Origin of the sequence: Arthrobacter sp. MYb227 (assembly GCF_002975435.1) — a bacterium.
Taxonomy (GTDB): domain Bacteria; phylum Actinomycetota; class Actinomycetes; order Actinomycetales; family Micrococcaceae; genus Paeniglutamicibacter.
The window spans coordinates 689,768-709,717 of the sequence record NZ_PCPT01000002.1 but is presented as its reverse complement, the minus strand read 5'-3'; the positions used below and the strand labels follow the sequence as shown (position 1 = coordinate 709,717).

Genomic DNA, 19,950 nt, shown 5'->3' with positions numbered 1-19,950 from the left:
GTCAAATATCAAGAAGTTCGCAAAGATTGTTGAACAATCTGCGTTGATGGTGCATCCTTATAGTGAACCACTTCACGAGACGGAGGTCACAAGGTGCCCTATATAGACCTAAATTCAGACGTCGGAGAATCCTTCGGCAACTGGAACATGGGTGACGACGCAGCGATTTTCCGCTCCGTGTCCTCCGCAAACGTCGCCTGCGGCTTCCACGCCGGGGACCCAAGCGTCATCGCCCAAACCTGCCGCGATGCAGTGGCAGCCGGAGTCACCATCGGCGCACATGTTGGCTACCGGGACCTGGCCGGCTTTGGCCGCCGCTTCCTAGACTGCTCCCCCACCGAACTTGCCGACGATGTGCTCTACCAGCTCGGCGCGCTCGAGGCACTGGCCCGCGCCGCCGGATCTTCCATCAAATACGTCAAGCCGCACGGCGCGCTCTACAACACCATCGTGCATCACGAGGCCCATGCTCAGGCCGTCATCGACGCCATCGGCGCCTTCGGCACCGACCTGCCGGTGCTCCTGCTTCCCGGATCGATCGCGCTGACCAAGGCCGAGGCAGCGGGCCTGCGCCCGGTGGCCGAGGCCTTTGCCGATCGCAACTACACCCCCGAAGGCACGCTGGTTTCACGCCGCGAAGCCAACGCGGTACTGCATGACCCGGCAACCGTCACCGCCAACATGATCCGCCTGGCCACCGAGGGCACCATCGTGGCCGTCGATGGCACCGTGATCCCCATGAACGCCGAAAGTATCTGCGTGCATGGGGATACCGCCGGCGCCGTGGCCATGGCCGCCGCCGTACGTGCGGGCCTTCAAAACGCCGGCGTCACCATCAAGAGCTTCGCATGAACATAGTAGGCGTACGCAGTGCCGGCACCCGTTCGGTGCTGGTTGAACTCTCCGATCTGGAATCGGTGCTGGCCCTATCCGCACTGCTGAAGAGTACCCCGCTGCCGGGCCAAATCGACGTGCTCGCCGCGGCCAGCACGCTGTTCATCAAGGCCGACTGTGCAGCCAACGCACGGATCATCGCCGCCACCGTGCAATCCCTGGAACTTGGCGCCGCCAAAGCCAACACCGGAACACTGGTTGAGGTGCCGGTGCATTACGACGGGGAAGATTTGGCAGAAGTTGCCGAACTGACAGGGCTAAGCATCGAGGGTGTCATCAACGCGCACTCGCAGCAGCAGTGGCGGGCAGCCTTTGGTGGGTTTGCCCCCGGCTTTGCCTACCTGCTGGGCGAAAACCAGCTGCTCAACGTGCCGCGCCGGGCAACCCCGCGCAAGGTTGTTCCCACCGGTGCCGTGGCATTGGCCGGAGACTACTCGGCCATCTACCCGCGCCAATCCCCCGGCGGCTGGCAGCTGATCGGCCACGCCGATGCAGTGCTCTGGGACTTGGAGCGCGAGAACCCGGCGCTGATCCGCCCGCAGGACCGCGTGCGCTTTGTACCCTCACGTACCTCGCTGAGCGTGCACACCACACAGGTGCCCGCCACCAGCGCACCGCTAAACCTTTCGGCAAACCTCTCGGCCAGCACAAACTCACTTGAGGTCATCAACCCCGGCCTGCAATCGTTGCTTCAAGACACCGGACGTGCGGGCTACGGAGACCTGGGTGTTTCGGCAGCAGGCTCGGCCGACGCAATCTCCGCGGCCCAAGCCAACCGCCTGGTAGGCAATGGCCCCTCAGCCGCGGTCATCGAAAACCTCACGGGAAACATGATCCTGCGTGCCCGGGGAGATGCAGTACTGGCAATCTGTGGAGCTACCGCACACATTCACATCGATCCTGTCGACGGGGATGACTTTCACACCGAACGCGAGATCCCAATGGACACCCCGTTCGCGCTGCTTGACGGTGAAACCCTCACATTGAGCCCCACCGGGGCCGGTTTGCGCAGCTACCTTGCTGTGCGTGGCGGCATTGCGGTACCCACGGTGCTCGGATCACGCTCCACCGATTCACTCTCCGGCATCGGCCCGGCCCCACTGGCCGCTGGAACCCTGCTGCCGGTCGGTGCCATCCACGGCGCCCACGTGGTCGGCAACCCGGAACCATCCTCCCTGCCGGAGCCCGATGCCGATGGCGTCTACACGCTACGGATCACCGGCGGCCCACGCGATGACTGGTTTGGTGAGGCCGGTGCGGAAAGGCTGACCGGGCAAAACTGGCTCGTCTCGGCAGACACCAACCGGGTGGGCGTGCGCCTGGCCCTAGGCGACGACGCAACACCGTTGGAACGTATCCGCACCGGAGAACTTGTCTCCGAGGGCGTCGCCGTCGGCTCCCTGCAGGTCCCACCCTCCGGGCTGCCCGTGCTCTTCTTGGCCGATCACCCGGTCACCGGCGGTTACCCGGTCATCGGCGTGGTCATCGACGAAGATCTGCCCGCCGCCGCGCAGCTACCCCCCGGTGCCGCCCTGCGCTTCACATTCGTTACTCCCAGCGTTGAAGGAACCCCAGCATGAAAAAAGTATTGATCGCCAACCGCGGTGAAATTGCCGTTCGCATTGCCCGCGCCTGCACTGACGCCCAGCTTCTCTCGGTGGCCATTTACTCCGATGCCGACGCCGATGCACTGCACGTGCGCCGTGCCGATGAGGCCTACGCGCTGGGCGGTTCGGCCAGCAGCGAGACCTACCTGAACATCGAAAAAATCCTGGACATTGCCAAGCGCGCAGGTGCCGACGCCGTGCACCCCGGCTACGGATTCCTGGCCGAAAACGCCGACTTCGCCCAGGGCGTCATCGAGGCCGGCATGGCCTGGATCGGCCCCGGACCGGAGGCCATCCGCGCACTGGGTAACAAGGTTACGGCCCGCGAGATCGCCATCCGCGCCGGTGCACCACTGGTGCCGGGCACCGACGGACCTGTCTCCTCCGGTGCGGAAGTTCGTGCCTTTGCGCAAGAGTTCGGCCTGCCGGTTGCCATTAAGGCTGCCTTTGGCGGCGGCGGACGCGGCATCAAAATTGTACGCAGCCTCGAAGAAATTGACAGCGCCTTTGAATCCGCTGTCCGCGAGGCAACCGTGGCCTTTGGCCGCGGCGAATGCTACGCCGAACGCTTCTTGGACAAGCCGCGCCACGTCGAGGCCCAGGTGCTCATCGACACCCACGGCAATGCCGTGGTCGTGGGTACCCGCGACTGCTCGCTGCAGCGCCGCCACCAAAAGCTCGTCGAGGAAGCCCCAGCACCATTCCTGAGCGATGCGCAGCGCGCCTCCATCCATTCCTCGGCCAAGGCCATCTGCATCGAGGCCGGCTACGTGGGCGCCGGAACCGTCGAATACCTGGTGGCCCCGGACGGACTGATCTCCTTCCTAGAGGTCAACACCCGACTGCAGGTTGAGCACCCGATCACCGAGGAAACCACCGGAGTGGACCTGGTCGCCGAGCAATTCCGGATTGCCGCCGGGGACGCAATTTCCATCACCGAAGATCCGACACCCACCCGGCACTCCTTCGAATTCCGTATCAACGCCGAAGACCCGGCCCGGGGCTTTTTACCCGGCCCCGGGCGCATCACAGGTTTTGAGGCACCCACCGGATCGGGCATCCGCGTGGACTCGGGCGTGCGCACCGACTCGGTGATCCCCGCCCACTATGACTCGCTAATGGCCAAGCTGATCGTCACCGGGGCCACCCGTGCCCAGGCGCTGCGCCGCGCCAAGGTCGCGCTTGATGAAATGGTCATCACCGGGGTTCCCTCGGTGTTGCCCTTCCACCGCGCCGTGGTGCGCAACGCGGCGTTCACCAACGATACGGCCTATGGCGTCTACACCACCTGGATCGAATCAGAATTCGCCGAAGAATTGGCTTCCAGCCCGGAGATCGCCGCGGCCGCCCCTGGCGCCGAACGAGAGACGCTGACCATCGAGATCGAGGGTAAGGCCATGAACATTGGCCTGCCAGCTTCCCTGGTGGATTCGATCCGCCACGGTGGGACCGGCGCGGCCATGGACATCGCTACACAGAACATCAACGCCGCCACCGACGAGGCGACGCTGGTTGCCCCGATGAACGGGAACCTTGTCACCTGGGCTCTGGAGGATGGTGCAGCGGTCGCCGAGGGAGATACCGTGGCGGTGCTTGAGGCCATGAAGATGGAATCAAACATTGCTGCGCACCGCGCCGGCACCTTCACCCGTGGTGTTCAGGAACCAGGTGCGGTGATTGTGCGCGGCGAAGCACTCGGATCCATCGCTTAGGGGAAGGTTGCTCCGGACGATGAGTTTTGAGCGCTGAGGGTGGCTGAGTTGCATGACGCGGCATCGGCAGCGGTCACCAAGGAGTGCAACTTAACGCTTGCGGATACCTGGGGCAGCTTCGATTAGATTGGAAACATGCACGTGAATACCGCAATCTCATCCCTGTCGCTAGCGGAGGGCTCAACCCACGCACACACCGGTGCATGGGTGGCCTCGGTGCTGCGCGCAAAGATTGCCGAGGGCCAACTGCTCCCCGGCGCTAAACTCTCCGAACAAGCGCTCGCCGAAGCCATGGGCGTATCGCGCAATACACTGCGTGAGGCGTTCGCGGTTTTGGATCATGAGCTGATCATCACCCGCATCCCCAACCGTGGGGTCTTCGTCGCCTCCCCCGGCATCGAAGGGGTTAAGGAGATCTATGCCGTACGGCGCATGCTTGAACCAGCCGCGGTGCTCTGGGGTCCGCAACTCAATGTTCCGGCGCTGGCCGCGGTGGTGCGCGATGCGCGTGCGGCGCTGGCAAACGGTGATATTGAGGCAATGGCCGATGCCAACCAGTGCTTTCACGAGGAACTGGTGCGGGCCGCAGGCAGCACACACCTCGAAGAACTCATGACTAAGGTGCTAGCCCAAATGCGCTTGGTATTCCATGCGATGAGCGATGCCCCAGATTTCCACTCGCACTATGTTCAACTCAATGCGGGACTGGTTGAGCTGTTGTTGGCCGGGCGACGTGAGGAAGCTTCCGAAACATTGCGTGGTTACCTAGATACAGCAGAGGCCGAGCTGCTGTCGCACCTAGCAACCGACGATTAGCCACGAGGCTGGAGTTCTGCAGTCAGCCCGCTCGCATAACTTTTTGGATTTCCAGTGCAAACCAAAGCTGCGCCAAGCTTGAAGTTTCGGTCATGTCCAGTCCGGTTAGCTCACCTATTTTTCGGATGCGATAAATTATGGTTTGTCTGTGCGTAAACAATGCCACTGCTGTTTTTTGCCATGATCGTTGTAGCTCAAGGTAAGTCCTGAGCGTGATCATTAAATCTGGTTGCTTTTTCTGTTCATAGTCCATGATTGGGCCAAGCAGGCGGTTTACGATTGCTAGTCCTTGTTCATGGCTCGTTACACCCAACCACGACGGGCCTTCAGAATAGTGCGCCAACGGGATGCAGCCACTCTCAGCAGCTCCTAGCGCCCACTGCGATTCTTGGTGTGCCAGAATCATCCGATTCGCTGATGCGCTCGCACTGATACCAATCCGCGTATTTGGACCCGCGACATGAAGCAAGGTCTCATCTTCGCATTCAGCCGAGACCACTATATGCAAACGCCCCCTGCGGAAAAGGCAAACTGAGGAATAGCCATGTTGCCATAGCACCCGGGGAATCATTTCAAGTTTTTGTTCGTCTTCGCACGACATTGAAACCATCATGAATTTTCCCGCCGGAATACCGAAGCTGTCCAAGCGGCTTTCCAACTCAGCGACGTCAAAATACCCCTCAAAAGCCTGCCGCAAAAATTCAGCGCCAAGTCGTTGCTGGCCCTCCAAAGCAAGAGCTGTGCTCGAGAGTTCTAGTCCCAGAACGGTTGCCGCATGTAAGAGAACTACCGCATCGGGGTTTGGCTGAGCTTTGGGAAGCACCACCAGGAGAGCATTGGCATGGGTCGGTATTTCCATCATAAGAATGTGTTTAGTGCCGACTCTGTGCCATTGAAAAGTCTTTGCCGCATCGGATTTTCCACCGGTGAAGCGAACCATTTGTTCACGCAAGTCTGCCGGAAGCCGCTGGCCCTCCGGATGCCAGGGATGCAGACAACGCTTGTCAACAACAAAAATATGGGATCCAAGTACAGCCACCGTTCCGTCAACCAATGCTGCCCATTGTCGTTCAGCAGCAGAAGTTAGACGAAGCAATTCATATATTCGAGCAGTTTGCCGGAGTCTACGGACTTCCTCACTCTGTGATGCATTGACGACAGAACGGGCAATCGCTGTGAACGGCAACGGGAATGGAACGTCGATGATCGGTAGTGACAGCTCATCGCACGCGGCTAGAAACTCTGGTTTGAGCTCAGGTGCATGCATTTTTGCGCCAATTGCTAGAGCTTTTGCACCAGCTCCAATCAAGGCTTGAGCCATCTCCACTTGGCCAACAGCGTCCCCTGGAATGGACATTCCATTCGTCATCAGAATTTCCCCACCAGTGACCCATTCCCAAAGGCGTGGAAGGTCTGAAGTATGGGCGGACGTGAGTTGGTTTTCCAATCCACTAAAACCTGCGATAAGGCTCAGACCAAGTTGAGGTTCAGCCAACAATTCAGCAACTGTGATAGCCAATATGAAATCCTCCGGTTGACATAATCCTAGGATGAAGCGCTGCGCTAGTTATACATATGTATAACTCGAACAACAATTCGTAGTCAAATGTGTACTGTACGTCACATCAGCGACTGTCGATGATGGAAGGACACCAAGGACAAACAACATAGGCGGCCCCAGTCGAGAATGAATTCGCGGATTACCGCTCTCGATTGATGGCACGTTTCCACCACAGATACTCGGGCGTTCCAGCACCTAGTAAGTACAATAATCCGGCAGTCCTCTCCACCACGAAGGGTTCACATCATGACTACTCACAAGCCAATCGGCCCCGTGGATGCAACAAAGGTTCCCCGTTATGCCGGACTGGGAACATTCGCGCGACTCCCACAAATCGACGCAGTGCCAGACTACGACATTGCGATCCTAGGCGTACCTTTCGATGGTGGCTGCTCTTTCCGCCCGGGTGCCCGTTTCGGTCCAGCCGGCGTTCGCGAGGCATCACGCCTGTTGCGCCCCGGTTATCATGTCGAGCTTGGAGTGGAGCCGGTCCTCGATGCCCAGGTCGTAGACGCCGGGGACATTGCCTGCACGCCCTACAACATCACCCGGGCCGTCGAGGAAATCGAAGAGCAGGCGCTTCCTCTCATGGGCCCCGACAAGAAAGTCGTGGCCATTGGTGGCGACCACACCATTGCCCTGCCCATGTTGCGGGCGCTGAACAAGGTTCACGGCCCTGTCACGCTTCTGCACTTTGATGCCCACCTAGACACTTGGGACACCTATTTTGACGAGCCAATCACCCACGGTACGATCTTCCGCCGTGCCTTCGAGGAAGGCCTGCTGCTGGAAGACAAGTCCATGCACGTCGGCATTCGCGGCCCGGTCTACGACCAGAAGGATTTCCTCGATGACCACGCATTCGGGTTCCAGATCATTCGCTGCTCCGATATCGATGTGATCGGCGTTCCCGCGGCGATCCAAAAGGTCAAGGAACGTCTGGGCGACACCCCTGTCTATGTCTCCATCGACATTGACGTCCTTGATCCCGCGTTCGCACCTGGCACCGGCACCCCGGAAATGGGTGGACTGCACTCACGCGAGCTGCTGGCCTTGCTGCGCGGCCTGGACGGAATCAACATCGTAGGCGCCGACGTTGTCGAAGTGGCACCCGCATACGACCACGCCGACATCACAACTCTCGCCGCGGCAACCGTCGTCTTTGACCTGCTTGGGCTCATGGTCAACCGTGACAAGAAAGTCCGGCTCGCGGACGATGCAGCATTGGAGGGCGCCACAGCGTAGCTTCTCCAGTCATTTGTTGGCACACCCGCTTGCGCCCGGACGGGCGTGCCAACTCGGTGGCTGATCGATAAGTAGCTTTTCCACTAGCGTAAAAATACTTCATTAATCGCTAAACATATGATGAGGACCTGATGAACCAAAGAGAAGACACCGGAACCGACAAAGGTTGGCGTCAAGGTGCAGCATGCGTGGCCGCGCTGACATTCGATGTGGATGCCGAATCCCCGGTACTTGCGGAAGGTCGCAGGCACGCGGAGAGCGCGATGGCGATGACGCATCAGGCTTTCGGGCCGAAGGTCGGCGTTCCCCGGATTCTCCAGATGCTCAAAGACGTCGGACAACCGGCCACGTTTTTCATTCCCGGTGTCACCGCCGAACGCTACCCGCAGATGGTCGAGCAGGTTCTGGAATCCGGGCATGAAATCGCACACCACTCGCACACCCATCGGCAGGCAGTACATCTGACCTTGGATGAAGAACGGCGCGATTTCGACCTGGCAATGAAGGCGCTTGGACGCTTTGGCATCACCCCGAAGGGCCACCGCGCAGCCATGTGGCAGCCGTCGTGGCAGACTACGTCCCTCGTTGCTGAATTCGGCATGAAGTACGATTCCAGCCTGATGGATTCCGATGCCCCCTACCTCATCAAGACCGACTCCGGAACCGTGGCAGAACTTCCCCCGCATTGGAGTCTGGACGACTGGGAGCAATACGCGTTCCTCCCGGAACCCCGGCTTGGGGAAATCATTCAGTCACCCACGATCGTTGCCGACATGTGGATCAACGAAATTGACGCTATGCGGCGCCACGGCTCCTTGTTCATGCTGACGTGCCACCCATTCCTCACCGGCCGAGCAGGTCGCCTCGAAGCCCTCCGAAGGGTCATCGAAACGGCTGTCGGTTGGGGAGATGTACGCTTCACGACTTGCGACGCGCTTGCCGATGCAGCACTTGCCGACCCGGCCCTCGTTCCAGAACCGCTGGTACCGACCGTCGTTTCCGAGGACCTGTACCCCGATTACTAGAACCGAGGCCAAGGGCGAACCGTGATTGGATTTGTCCAAGCGCGGCTTGCCGGCAGGTTCGTCGACGGATGTGCCGACGGAACGCGTTGGCAATCCGATGAACCAGGTGGCCTCCACCAAGAAAGTTCGGCAGCGCGGCCGCAAACTTCCATGCAGCAGTAAAGGATTGTTATGACAAATTTTGCCGGCAAAACCTACGTTGTCACGGGTGCCACCTCGGGAATTGGCCTCGCCGTTACCCACGCATTGCTGTCACGGAATGCCAATGTCGTTGCCCTAGGTCTTCCCGACGATCAGTTGAAGGTCCAGGCAAACGAGGCCAACGACCAGCTCCTGGTTCTCGAAACCGATGTTTCCAAATCAGAGCAGGTGAACAAGGCATTTACCGATGCCGAAGCACGTTTTGGGCCGCTAAGCGGCGTCCTGAATGCGGCTGGCATTCTCAAGGTGGTACCCATCGGCGAAACAACCGATGAGCTGTGGCAGCACATGATTCAGGTCAATCTGTCGGGAACCTTCCACGTGATGCGAGCAGCTGCGAGTTCTCTCTCCACCGCTGGAAGCGGATCCATTGTCTGTATTGCAAGCGAACTCTCATTGGTCGGCCAGGCCGACTACGTCGCATATACAGCATCCAAGGGCGGGGTGCTCGCGATGGCACGGTCCCTCGCGGCCGAGCTGGCCCCGGTTGGCGTTCGGGTCAATTCGCTGTCGCCGGGCACGACCGACACCCCGATGCTCGCGGCGGGATTCGCCAATGACGCCGAACGTTTGCGAGACCAAGCGTCGGTTCCCCTCGGGCGATTTGCTTCACCTGAAGAAATCGCTGCGGCCGCGCTTTGGCTTCTAGGCCCCGAGTCCTCGTACGTCACTGGAACAAACCTCGTGGTAGATGGCGGAAGAACCGGAACCTTTTCACTCAACGGCTGATAATTCAGCAACGAATACCCACAGAAGGTAGTCAAATGAGCAATATCCTAGTTACCGGTGGTGCCGGATTCACTGGCCGCCACATCGTCAACGACTTGGCCGATCTCGGCCACAACGTCATTAGCTACAACCGCGATTTCCTTGAGGCCCCGCGCCCGGACGTCACCTCAATCCAGGGCGAGCTGTTTGATATTCCGCGCCTTTTGGTCGCATTCAAGGATCACGATATCGATGCGATCATCCACACCGCAGCAATGTCGCACCCGACCTATTCCTTGAACTTCCCGCTTGCCACTTTTTCGGCCAATGTTGAAGGTACGGTATCCGTATTCGAGGCTGCTCGGATCCATGGGATCAAACGGATTGTAAACTTCTCGTCGGAATGCATTTATGGAAAAACCTCGGTCGCCGCGGTCCTCGAATCCGAACCGCACAACCCGACGACTCCGTATGCGATCACGAAGGTCGCTGGTGAATGGCTTGGCCAGGTCTACCAGGAGCGGTACGGGATCGACGTCATCTCACTGCGCATCGGCCAGGTCTATGGTCCGGGCAATCGCATGGATGAGGTGGTCCGTGACGTCATGCGTGGCGTAATCCATGATGGCGCCTTCTCCATCGACCACGGGGCAGACCACCGCTACAACCTGGTTTACGTGCGAGACGTCGCCAATGCCGCCGCTGCTGCGGTGCAGGCGCCCATGGCGACCGCCCCGCGACAGCTTGGCTACAATATTTCCGGCCCGGAGCACGCGACGCTTGCGGAGATCGCGGATGTGGTTCGCGCAGCCTTCCCGGGAAACCCCATTGCAATTGGGCCCGGATTTGATCCGACGCTTGATTTGCAGGGACACTTCAGCATTGCCGCAGCGGCTGCCGATCTGGGGTACGTTCCCAGCTGGCCGTTGGAACGCGCCATTCCGGATTACGGGGAGTGGCTGGCAAAGCACGACAGCTAACTAACTTGCCGACTAGTCATCCAGTTCAGAAGAGCGGTTTCGAAGCCCTCCAGGCTTCGAAACCGCTCTTCTGTGTTTGCCTGTGCAGTACTTGGAGGGAAGCATTCGCGGGTCAGGCTACAGGGTGCATGGCGATTCGGTCCGACGTCACTGAGAAGGCCTCCACAGCCGGCAGCCGGCCCTTTTGGTGCTTGCCGAAGTTGGCGGCTCTGGCCAACACCGCGTGCACGGTGCATTGCACCTGCGGTGGCTTCCACAGGTTCGCTGGAAGCGTTTTGGATCAGGCGTGCATGCCATAATTTTCTTCTGTAATCTGTGCAGCGGGAAAGGATCCAGTGAAGGCCTTTCTCGCGGGCAGCTCATCGGGTGTTCTTCAGGAAGCGCTCTCACTGGCAATGCATTTGTGGCTGCGGAAAATGTTTTCATTTCCTGGCTTCCATTCGCTGCCGGCAACAGATGGAAGCCATGCACGATCCGTCGTGCAGGGCTTTGGAAGGGCTCCTCGCCAGTGGAACCATGCAACCCGTCTGGCAGCATCGATGGTAGTTCGTGAATCTGTGCTTCGGGAAGACCCACGTGGCTTGGACCAGGGAGGCACTACGAACATGACGGTGCAGTGCGGGGGTTGAACGCCTTCAGTGAACTCATATGTGCAGGCATCGACACGGCTCACGGCGATATCTATTCCTGGCGAATAGCAGGACTTACGCGAAAACCGGCCCAATGACCGTATTCGATGAGTATCTTGGTGCCTCGGCCCGGCGTTCTCGGTATCCCTGTCGCGGGAGCGCGAAGCGAGGAAACCAGAAGCTGTCGCGTTAGTATTTGCGTTTCTGCATACCTTCGATAGAGGGGTTCGGCACCACTCCGAGGGTATCCCGGTAGTCGATTTCCGCACCACCAAATATTCAGTTCGAGCACCACTATGAAAAATTCCTGCGAGTCAGAAGGGCTAATTTTGATGCTACGAAAGATGATCACACGAGCTACTTGACTAGGACCGACAGTGCAAAGTCAAGCACAGAATTTTGATATAGGATACGGGCACGGTTACTGGCGGATCGTATAGATTTGAAGGCCATATCAGTCACGCGTTCGAGGGCCCAAATTGGCCGTGTCCGACCTGGGCAAACCGGCGGCCAATATGAACGACTACTCCGAGGGCCATGACAGTGCTTATTGTTCTCTCTTCGCTTCCGCCGACTGTTGGGGCCACCCAACGCGTCTCAGCCCGTAGTAATCCGGCGGGCTGTGGCCGGTTCGATGCTGTCGTTAGGGTCGTTCAGCTTCGACGCTCCACTGGGCGATCAGGGCCGATCAGCCGTCACGGGCTAGCATACGGTGCCCCAGGGGCTGCAACGGCTTCGGCCCGTCGACGGTGAGGATCACGCTATCTCAACAGGCTCTTCCTGAACCGCCTTTGCGGAAGTACGCCAGTCAAGGCCTTCTCGTGTTCGAGTGGCTCCTCGACTCGCCGGCTGAGAGTCTTCGTGCATGATGTTTGTGCTACTCGAGCTCCGGCAGGGCAGCATCTCGACGGTGTTCTGCACCAAGGTTCTTCAACAAGGATGCGCAGAATGACAGACACAGGCGCCCGTGTGGGGATGTGCATGCCGAGGCGGTCATGGAGCGGACCGTGGTACCACAATTTTGGTGGAGACTGCTATATCGAACATGCACAAATATCCCGCGCGGGCCGTTCAACGAAGTGACGGTGAGCGCCGCGCGGGCATGGACAGCATTCACCGGTAATTCGCAGTGGCGTTCACTCGCAATAATGTGTGCCACCCATGCCCAATATTGGCTGGCGCTCAATCCCCTCGCATACTCACCCGAGATCGTTGGGGAGCAGCCTCTCGGCAGGTTCAAAGTCCGCGATTGCCCTTTACAGGCCCGGTGCTCAGCTTTCGTTGCGGGTCACCTTGCCAGTCACCGCGCGAGAAATAGGCTAGGGATTCTCGTGGTTATTGGCGCATGCAATGTTGCTCCTAGACAATTTCCTCCAACAGCGCTGGAACTTTCCGATTGCATCTTCATATCACCGTCAGATTGGTCTTGAAACTGGGTCCAAGGTGCCGGTCAGTCACCGAACCCATCCTCTGCAGGCCAGGAGTCGGGGCTGCAAAGGCATCCGCCGCGGAACCGTCAGGATGGCCTGCACTCACCTCGTCCGGCAAAAAGGAACAGCTGCCTCCCGTGAACGCGTTTCACGGGAGGCAGCTGTTCTTGAAATGTCTAGAGAACGTTTGACTTGTTCTTTCGCATTTTTTTCTCAAGCAGGTAGCCGCTAATTCCGAGTAATACAAAGATGATTATTACGGAGTAGTTTTGGTACCACGGGCCGTCGGTCATCCGGGGCCATGCAATGTTGATGATCTCGAAGCCCAACCAAAGAACTGCGGCCACATTGACTATCAGACCAAACTTCCCAAGACTGAATGGGCCTTCTGTCCATTCCCCTTTCAACCTCACGATCAGCGCCGCAACAACAGGGAACGCGAAGGCGATGTAAAAGCCAACTGTTGCAAACGAAATGAGCGCACCGTATACCTGTGAAGCAGATATCGCCAAGATCAACATTGAAGCTACAGCGGAAATAAGGACCGCATTGATGGGGAGGCTGTCAGATTTGCTCAAGCGGCTCAGCGACTTGGCAGCCGGCAGCGCATCAATTCTGGCAAAGGCAAAGATTGCTCGCGAAACCGCCGCCTGAAGCGCAACTACGCCAGCGATGAATCCAAGAACGATAAGGATGAGAAGGGGCCTGGAAATCCCCTCGCCGAAGTGCGTAGTAAGCGTCGTGGAAATCGGATCCGGGTCAGCACCTGAAACAGCATCTTCCAAATCCGGGATAGCCAGCAGCAGGGCCAATGCCGAGAAGGTAATCACGGAAGCGACTGTGATCAAGGAAGTAATAATGGCCTTGGGCACCTTGCGCTCCGGCGACCGCACCTCTTCAGCAATGGCACCAGCACTCTCGAAGCCAACAAACGACCAGCCGATGATTGCCACGGCGGCCAGGAAGGGGCCGAAAATGTAGGCGGCAGAATCGGAAGGAGTACTAAACGCCTCAAAAATCGTGCTCAGCGAGTTCCTGCGGTAGAAAATGATCAACACGAGTCCAACACCGAGGCTGGCAATTACTTCGCATATTATGCTGATCGTGACAAACAGGCTTAGCCACCGCCGACCTGCAGAATTCGCGATGGTGCTAATTGCCAAAATCACCGCGCCCAGCAGGACTTTTGTCAAAGAACTTGGGTTCTCCCAACCCAGGAACGAAGCAAGGAATGTGCTTCCTCCATACGAAACTGCGGCAACGGTGATCACCAGGGTCCAGATGTAGGCCCATCCGGCATACCAGCTGTACGTATGACCCAAAAGACTACGTGACCAGAGACATACACCGCCAGCCACCGGCCACCTCGATGCCAGCTCGGCAAGAACGAGAGCAACCAAAACCTGACAGGCAAGCACCACGAGCATGCCCCACCAGAACGACGGACCGGCGGCGGTGAGCGCCAAAGCAAAGACTGCGTAAAGACCGATGATCGGCGACATGAAAGCAAAGGCCAATGAGAAAGATGACCAGAAGCCCATCTCCCGCTTGAGGACAGGGCTTCCTTCCAGTGGTGCGTCAGTTATACTCCCTGACTCCACTTTCAGCGATTCATTCATGAGAATTTTCCTATCAAATGATTGTTAATCGTTGATGATTTATGGAATACATTCCCCCATGAAAGTTATTCACAGGATTTGTATCGCCCTCAATGAACCTGGGACCTCGCCCGCCTGTCAACTGCTCACGGTGGGGGCAGAATCGATAAATACCTTGCCCATCGAAGGCGCCCTTCGCATGCGGCTTCCCATCCGTCCTCATGCTCATTGTCGCCATAAAAATGCTTACCCCCCCAATGATTGGTGACGCGAGTCACTCTGGATAGGTGTCGATTAGCTAGAGACGTCAAAGTGATTCATACATGTGTACAAATCACGATCAGCAAGACGAATTCGCCCGCTTGCCGATTGAAACGCCGTTGCTGGGGCGTTAACACGCAGAGATCGCCCTCAGGGTTACCGGATGGACCGCACTGCATGCCTTCGGCGGATTCTCCGAACCCAGACATGCACAGAGTTGCCAAAAGTGCCCATTTTCAATAACGTTGCCTCACTTTCACCGCCCGCGTTCCCATGCTGCACGGTTCGGCTATTTTTGCACCTGCCTGGGGTTGCCGAACGGCTCAGCCCCGTCACAGTTCCCCACATTCGGGCTGATCCGCTTCGGGCTGTTGCCGGTTATGGGAACCAACTTAAGACTGAAGTTTTCCTTCCTGGCCGACGGGATGGTTATAGGCGCCGGCTCCATTGTCTCCACGGTTCTATTGCTGCACGGGGCAATGAAGAGGGCTCTCAACGCCGGATCAGGGTAAACCCGTTCAGGAAGGAAGGCATCGCTGCTGGGGTCTGTGGAAAAGGCCAGCTCGTGTTCGTCGATGTAAACGACACTGTCATCGATATCCACGGCTACCATAAGCAGAGTACGGGCTACAGGAACTCCCAGATGGGGCGCCGCTCGCTCCGTCCTGATGAACGAGTCCACCAAAAGGCACCTTGACGGGGTCAAGGCCAGATTCAGGATTTAAGCACTGTGCAGAGTCATCGAAGCAGACCTAGACTTAGGAAAAATATGCATCGACAAATGAACCAACTTTGTCACGTATTTCCCCTATTGGACATGGTTCAGTGGTATCCGGTCGAAGTTTCCCTAATAGCGCGCAAGGACCCAGACGAAATGCCTAACACCGAAAAAAGAGCAGGGCTCGGATCCACCATCAGTTCCTTAGCCGGGGAAACAGTTCTCGAACTCGCCTTGGTCATCGATGGTATTGGGGTAAATTCAGAGATCCGAGGACACACCACAACTGATCTGGCTCGCCCTGCTCGTTACCTGCTTCCCGGCGATCTGGTGCTCACGAATGGGCTGTGGCTGGAAGCGCGGCCCGTTGGAGAATGGATCCAAGAGGTGAGCTCTGCGGGAGTCGCCGGGTTACTCTTCGGCTTGAGTGAGCAGGTTCCTGCGCTGCCAGCTTCTGTAGGACTTGCATGTGAGTCCTACGAACTTCCGTTGCTCGTAGCACCACAGGGTATTTCCTTCAGCAGAGTCATCGAGCACATGAATGTTGTACAGGAACGGTTAGACCCGGCGCGACAGCAGCTCAGCCGTCTCCGACGCGTGCAGCAACGGTTGGCCGGATGCACCGAACAGTCCGAGTTGATCGACCTGATCCACAACGAAACCCGGCTCAGATGTTGGCTAGTGGGACCGAGCGGACGCGTCATCGCGAGTACTGGAGCAGCCGTTGACCAAGAAACAATGCGTGCTGCGGCCCGGGCAACGCGGGCCGGCAAGATTTTCTCGTCCTTGGAAGGTGACTTGTGCGCTTTTACGGTGGACCCGACTCGGGTCCATATGGGGCTAACCCTAGTTGTTGCTTCACATTTCACAGATCTCGATGATGAGACGCGTCTGATTATCGAAACTATACTTCCAAGCTTCTTCATCGAATATGTTGGCCAGCGTGCGCGAGATGGAATGCGTAGCATATTGGTTCGTGAATTGCTCGAACTCGTCTGCTCCGCAAGCATAGATCAGGAGCCGTTTGTTGCTCGGATGCGTGGACTTGATTTTGACCCAAACAAGCCGGTGACCGTCATTGCCTCCGACAACAATCCAGACGTACTCGCGTACGCTGCGGAGGGTTGCGAAGCACGATGCGTCTATACCCGTTACGGCTCGGTGAACATGCTGATTGGCCAAACCGAAGAACCCGGCCTGTTAGATGAAATCGCCCAGCTCATAAAGGACACCGGCGTAGACCCGGTGCTTGGTTCCGGTCACCCGGGATTGGGAAGGGATGGTTTGCGCCGTTCTCTTGCCCAAGCTCTTCCTGCCTTGCGCGTCGCGCAGGGTCGACCCTGCGGCTCACAGGTAGTCTGCCAGACAGATATCGGTTCATACGTGGCATTACTTGACTTTATCGATCGGCGGACGTTGCACTCGTTCCGAGACACGCTATTGGGACCCCTGCTCGACTGGGATCGAGACCATGGAAGCGACTTGGTAACCACTCTGCGCACCTTCCTGGAGAACGGGGGTAGATGGCGGCAGACTGCTCGCGAATTGTTCGTGCACCACAACACCCTGAAGTACAGAATCTCTCGGATTTCGACTTTAACCGGGCAGGATCTGGATACCATGTCCAGTCGTGTGGACTTCACTCTTGCTTTTGCGATGCCGGCTGAGGAGCAAGGCCTTGGACCCTCGCTGAGCTGAGCAACAGGCGATACTTGCGGTATATCGTCGGATTGCTGATTTGGCTCCCAACACCTAGGGCAATTCGACAAGAGCACAGCGATTCCAGTCGTTTTGAGCACCTGTAGGTATCCTTGGCCGTGTACTTTGCATCCTTGGTCATCGGAGGGGCGGCCTTCTAGCTGGCCAAATTTGGCGGATTTGAGGTTTGGGGTGTGTCCTCCTTTTTGGGTACGGAGCAGTCAAGCGCGGGCTATGCATAGTGTGAAGCGTCTTTCCCTGTGTGAAAGTCGCCCGGATCTGGTCACTAAGCCATCTGGCATGATCATTGGATTGCCGTAGCCGAGTCTCTCGCCTGCTTCCCGAACCAACCCCGCAGTCAGAACCAACCCGATTGGCTTTCGGTGACACTGATTCCAGCTACATTCAGCCGGTTTCCGCAAGAGCAAATGAGAACTCACAAACCTTTAGCAGATGTTGCCGAGTCTCACTGGATCATCCGCGTATCAGGATTCTGTTGCCACAGACCAGCAAAGATTCCTCTTTGGTGATGGTAACCGATTTGAAACCTTGGAAACGATTTGGTCAGGCGAAACGTCGTGTTCCGCTACCCACAAGGATCTTGGCGAACCTTTGCCGGATGTCGCACCAGTTAAGCGGATAAAGTTTTCCCGCACCGGCAGACCGACGAAATCCCTGGCACATCTATCGGCGCTCGGACGGTCGAACGCTGAATGGCCAGGCGAAGCATCCTGCGCAACTTCACCAGGGGCACAGCCGAACAGTGCTACGTGAAACGGGAACAACGCACCCCCTCACCCACCTGCTAACTCGGATTTCAGATACCGCAGTCGCCCTGTTTAATGCTACGCCTAGCCAAAGCACCAAGACATTGGTGGCAACTATTGGTCGTTTGGTTAAAGCCCGATCCGGCAGTGAGCTGGTTCACTTGCATTAGATGCCGACAGCTCATCTCGGGTCTGCATGAAGCACAAAGTGACGGCGACTCCGAACGAACCGTCCTTAAGCAGGCAACGGTATCGAAGCGTGGAAACTCAAGACAATCGATCGGGGAATAGCGCTCGATCGCAGCCCCGCAATTTCGGACCAGCCTAGTTTTGCGTCCGGCATTTCAGTACCCGGAAGTGACCAGCAGTCCAGTTGGTCTTCCCGGACCCGCACTGTCTAAGAATGGAGAATCAACATGTACGACATCCTTGTAATTGGTGGAGGCCTGTCCGGAGGATTGCCCGCTGCGGCCTACCTCCAAAAAGCAGGACTGAAAGTCCTGCTGCTTGAAGCGAACTCTGAGCTGGGAACATTTTGCTGCACCCACGAGACCTGGCCCCAGGTGCTCGACAGCCCGCATGTGGGCGTATCCTTCGCTGGCAACTCTCCCGTGATCGCAGACCTTGAGCTGGAGAAGTACGGCTTCGATTTCAAGGTCTCTCCCGTCATACTAGGTACCACCTACCGAGACGGCACCAACGCACTCATTTGCCAAGAACCTGAGCGAACCCGAGAGAACTTTGCCAAGCACTCCGAACGGGACGGCGACCGCATGTTTGGGATTCAGACCAGAATCCACGAAACAATGGTCGAATACAACTCCTTGAGTTCATTCAGCCCCCACCCTGATCCGTCCAAGCTCGATAGAATTTATGAGCTTTGCGCTTATGCGATGGGTTACAGCGTGGACGAGATGATGAACATGACTGGTCCGGAGCTATGTGAGCGCACCTTCGAAACAGACGCATGCCGGCAGATCTTGATGACTCCGGTGGCATTCTGGGAACATGGCGCCCCCTTTGCCCGAGGCCAGGGAGCATTCGGAGTCACTTTCGCCCTGTACTACACAACCGGGGTGGCAATCGGTGGCAATGAGGCGCAGGTCGACGCGCTCACGGCCTGTTTCCTGGACTATGGCGGAACCATATGGACCAGCTGCACGGTTGATGAAATCTTTGTGGAGAACGGCCGTGCAACCGGCGTCCGCCTCTCGGATCGTTCAATCTACCCAAACTTGGTGATCGAGGCCAGCAAGGGGGTCATCTCCAATGCCGGAGTCCCAGAAACCCGGCGAATGGTCACTCCGAGCGTATTGGAAGCAGCGGATCCGATGCTGGCATCGCGGATGCGTGAGTGGAAAATGAGCCTTCGTGGTTCCCACGTTACGTCTTGGCTCCTAGACCGCAAGCTGGACTGGAAATCGTCGGACTTCGACCCCCTCATCAATGACGCCATTTTGACATATCGTGCGTTCGATTCATGGGAAGGAACGAAGAAATATATGGTGGATATGCTCGGAAACGACACCCGCAAAGCATCAGGACACTTGCTCGAATTCACATATTCCGCTCCGGTGGACCGTACTGCCATTTCTCCAAGCGGGGAGGTGGTTCTCCGTGCCGAAGAGTGCTTCCCGTACCCATTGCATGGGCTTGGCGGACCCGAAGCATGGGACGGCGATATTCGACATGAGCTGCTTGCCAATCGCAACAAAATGATGACCCAACTTGTGAAAGATTGGGACGAGTCCGTTCTGGACCAGTATGACTGGACTCCGCTGGACAACTGGCGTCTCAACCGTTCCGCCAAGTTTGGCCAGGTCGTGGGAGGGGATTTCTCCGAGGATCAGTGGATTATGGGCCGCATGCCCTACCGCATGCCCATCAAGGGTCTATATATGTCGAATGGTGTCTGGCCTGTGGGCTTGAGCTGGATGGCTGCTGGCTACAATGCTGCACAAGTCGTGGCTGAAGATGCCGGCGTACGCGATCAATCTTGGTGGACTAACAAGCCATACGAATGGTATGCCCAGAACCTCGACCGACTTCTAACGCCATTGGGCGTAGATAGCGATGTTTTTGCACAGGAGGCACTGTAAC

At 57.6% G+C, this 19,950-nt stretch carries 13 protein-coding genes; 10 read left to right on the top strand and 3 right to left on the bottom strand.

Annotation, left to right across the window (positions count from 1 at the left end):
* Positions 1 to 93: 93 nt before the first annotated feature.
* The 4 genes from CQ018_RS07120 (at position 94) to CQ018_RS07105 (ending at position 5,029) form a co-directional block, all read left to right on the top strand.
* Positions 94 to 852: a LamB/YcsF family protein gene (locus CQ018_RS07120; RefSeq protein WP_105549271.1), complete on the top strand. Its 759-nt coding sequence runs from the start codon at positions 94 to 96 to the stop codon at positions 850 to 852.
* Positions 849 to 2,474, top strand: coding sequence for a carboxyltransferase domain-containing protein (locus tag CQ018_RS07115; protein WP_105549270.1), 1,626 nt, complete (start codon positions 849 to 851; stop codon positions 2,472 to 2,474). Before CQ018_RS07120 ends, CQ018_RS07115 begins: the two co-directional genes overlap by 4 nt.
* Positions 2,471 to 4,213: a biotin carboxylase N-terminal domain-containing protein gene (locus CQ018_RS07110; RefSeq protein WP_105549269.1), complete on the top strand. Its 1,743-nt coding sequence runs from the start codon at positions 2,471 to 2,473 to the stop codon at positions 4,211 to 4,213. Before CQ018_RS07115 ends, CQ018_RS07110 begins: the two co-directional genes overlap by 4 nt.
* A 135-nt stretch (positions 4,214 to 4,348) precedes the next feature.
* Positions 4,349 to 5,029 (top strand): GntR family transcriptional regulator, encoded by a 681-nt coding sequence (locus tag CQ018_RS07105; RefSeq protein ID WP_105549268.1) that lies wholly within the window; start codon positions 4,349 to 4,351, stop codon positions 5,027 to 5,029.
* A gap of 22 nt (positions 5,030 to 5,051) precedes the next feature.
* Here the strand turns inward: CQ018_RS07105 and CQ018_RS07100 are convergent, their stop codons facing one another.
* Positions 5,052 to 6,548, bottom strand: a complete 1,497-nt coding sequence (locus CQ018_RS07100; protein WP_105549267.1) for a PucR family transcriptional regulator — start codon at positions 6,546 to 6,548, stop codon at positions 5,052 to 5,054.
* Between the two features lie 288 nt (positions 6,549 to 6,836).
* On the opposite strand from CQ018_RS07100, the gene speB reads away from it, so the two are divergent.
* The 4 genes from speB to CQ018_RS07080 all read left to right on the top strand — a co-directional run bounded on the left by speB (position 6,837) and on the right by CQ018_RS07080 (position 10,749).
* Complete coding sequence (gene speB, locus CQ018_RS07095) at positions 6,837 to 7,835, top strand: agmatinase (RefSeq protein ID WP_105549266.1); 999 nt, start codon at positions 6,837 to 6,839, stop codon at positions 7,833 to 7,835.
* Between the two features lie 131 nt (positions 7,836 to 7,966).
* Positions 7,967 to 8,860 carry a polysaccharide deacetylase gene (locus CQ018_RS07090; RefSeq protein ID WP_105549265.1) on the top strand — a complete coding sequence of 298 codons (894 nt, stop codon included), beginning with the start codon at positions 7,967 to 7,969 and terminating at the stop codon, positions 8,858 to 8,860.
* A 171-nt stretch (positions 8,861 to 9,031) separates the two neighbouring features.
* Entirely contained in the window at positions 9,032 to 9,790 is a 759-nt protein-coding gene (locus CQ018_RS07085) for an SDR family NAD(P)-dependent oxidoreductase (RefSeq protein ID WP_105549264.1), read from the top strand.
* Between the two features lie 35 nt (positions 9,791 to 9,825).
* Positions 9,826 to 10,749 carry an NAD(P)-dependent oxidoreductase gene (locus tag CQ018_RS07080; protein WP_105549263.1) on the top strand — a complete coding sequence of 308 codons (924 nt, stop codon included), beginning with the start codon at positions 9,826 to 9,828 and terminating at the stop codon, positions 10,747 to 10,749.
* Positions 10,750 to 12,984: 2,235 nt separating this feature from the next.
* Here the strand turns inward: CQ018_RS07080 and CQ018_RS07070 are convergent.
* Positions 12,985 to 14,427 (bottom strand): APC family permease, encoded by a 1,443-nt coding sequence (locus CQ018_RS07070; RefSeq protein ID WP_105549261.1) that lies wholly within the window; start codon positions 14,425 to 14,427, stop codon positions 12,985 to 12,987.
* Between the two features lie 529 nt (positions 14,428 to 14,956).
* On the bottom strand, positions 14,957 to 15,349 hold the full coding sequence (locus CQ018_RS07065; RefSeq protein ID WP_105549260.1) for a hypothetical protein: 393 nt from the start codon (positions 15,347 to 15,349) through the stop codon (positions 14,957 to 14,959).
* A 192-nt stretch (positions 15,350 to 15,541) separates the two neighbouring features.
* On the opposite strand from CQ018_RS07065, the gene CQ018_RS07060 reads away from it, so the two are divergent.
* Both CQ018_RS07060 and CQ018_RS07055 read left to right on the top strand, forming a co-directional pair.
* Positions 15,542 to 17,083: a helix-turn-helix domain-containing protein gene (locus tag CQ018_RS07060; protein ID WP_181149772.1), complete on the top strand. Its 1,542-nt coding sequence runs from the start codon at positions 15,542 to 15,544 to the stop codon at positions 17,081 to 17,083.
* Between the two features lie 1,183 nt (positions 17,084 to 18,266).
* On the top strand, positions 18,267 to 19,949 hold the full coding sequence (locus tag CQ018_RS07055) for an NAD(P)/FAD-dependent oxidoreductase (protein ID WP_105549258.1): 1,683 nt from the start codon (positions 18,267 to 18,269) through the stop codon (positions 19,947 to 19,949).
* The last annotated feature ends 1 nt before the right edge of the window (position 19,950 follow it).

What these genes read in the sequence shown, in the direction of transcription:
- CQ018_RS07085 (WP_105549264.1), top strand. Translation starts at nt 9,032, where the DNA reads ATGACAAATTTTGCCGGCAAAACCTACGTTGTCACGGGTGCCACCTCG.
- CQ018_RS07110 (WP_105549269.1), top strand. Translation starts at nt 2,471, where the DNA reads ATGAAAAAAGTATTGATCGCCAACCGCGGTGAAATTGCCGTTCGCATT.
- CQ018_RS07060 (WP_181149772.1), top strand. Translation starts at nt 15,542, where the DNA reads ATGCCTAACACCGAAAAAAGAGCAGGGCTCGGATCCACCATCAGTTCC.
- CQ018_RS07080 (WP_105549263.1), top strand. Translation starts at nt 9,826, where the DNA reads ATGAGCAATATCCTAGTTACCGGTGGTGCCGGATTCACTGGCCGCCAC.
- CQ018_RS07090 (WP_105549265.1), top strand. Translation starts at nt 7,967, where the DNA reads ATGAACCAAAGAGAAGACACCGGAACCGACAAAGGTTGGCGTCAAGGT.
- CQ018_RS07055 (WP_105549258.1), top strand. Translation starts at nt 18,267, where the DNA reads ATGTACGACATCCTTGTAATTGGTGGAGGCCTGTCCGGAGGATTGCCC.
- speB (WP_105549266.1), top strand. Translation starts at nt 6,837, where the DNA reads ATGACTACTCACAAGCCAATCGGCCCCGTGGATGCAACAAAGGTTCCC.
- CQ018_RS07115 (WP_105549270.1), top strand. Translation starts at nt 849, where the DNA reads ATGAACATAGTAGGCGTACGCAGTGCCGGCACCCGTTCGGTGCTGGTT.
- CQ018_RS07105 (WP_105549268.1), top strand. Translation starts at nt 4,349, where the DNA reads ATGCACGTGAATACCGCAATCTCATCCCTGTCGCTAGCGGAGGGCTCA.
- CQ018_RS07070 (WP_105549261.1), bottom strand. Translation starts at nt 14,427, where the DNA reads ATGAATGAATCGCTGAAAGTGGAGTCAGGGAGTATAACTGACGCACCA.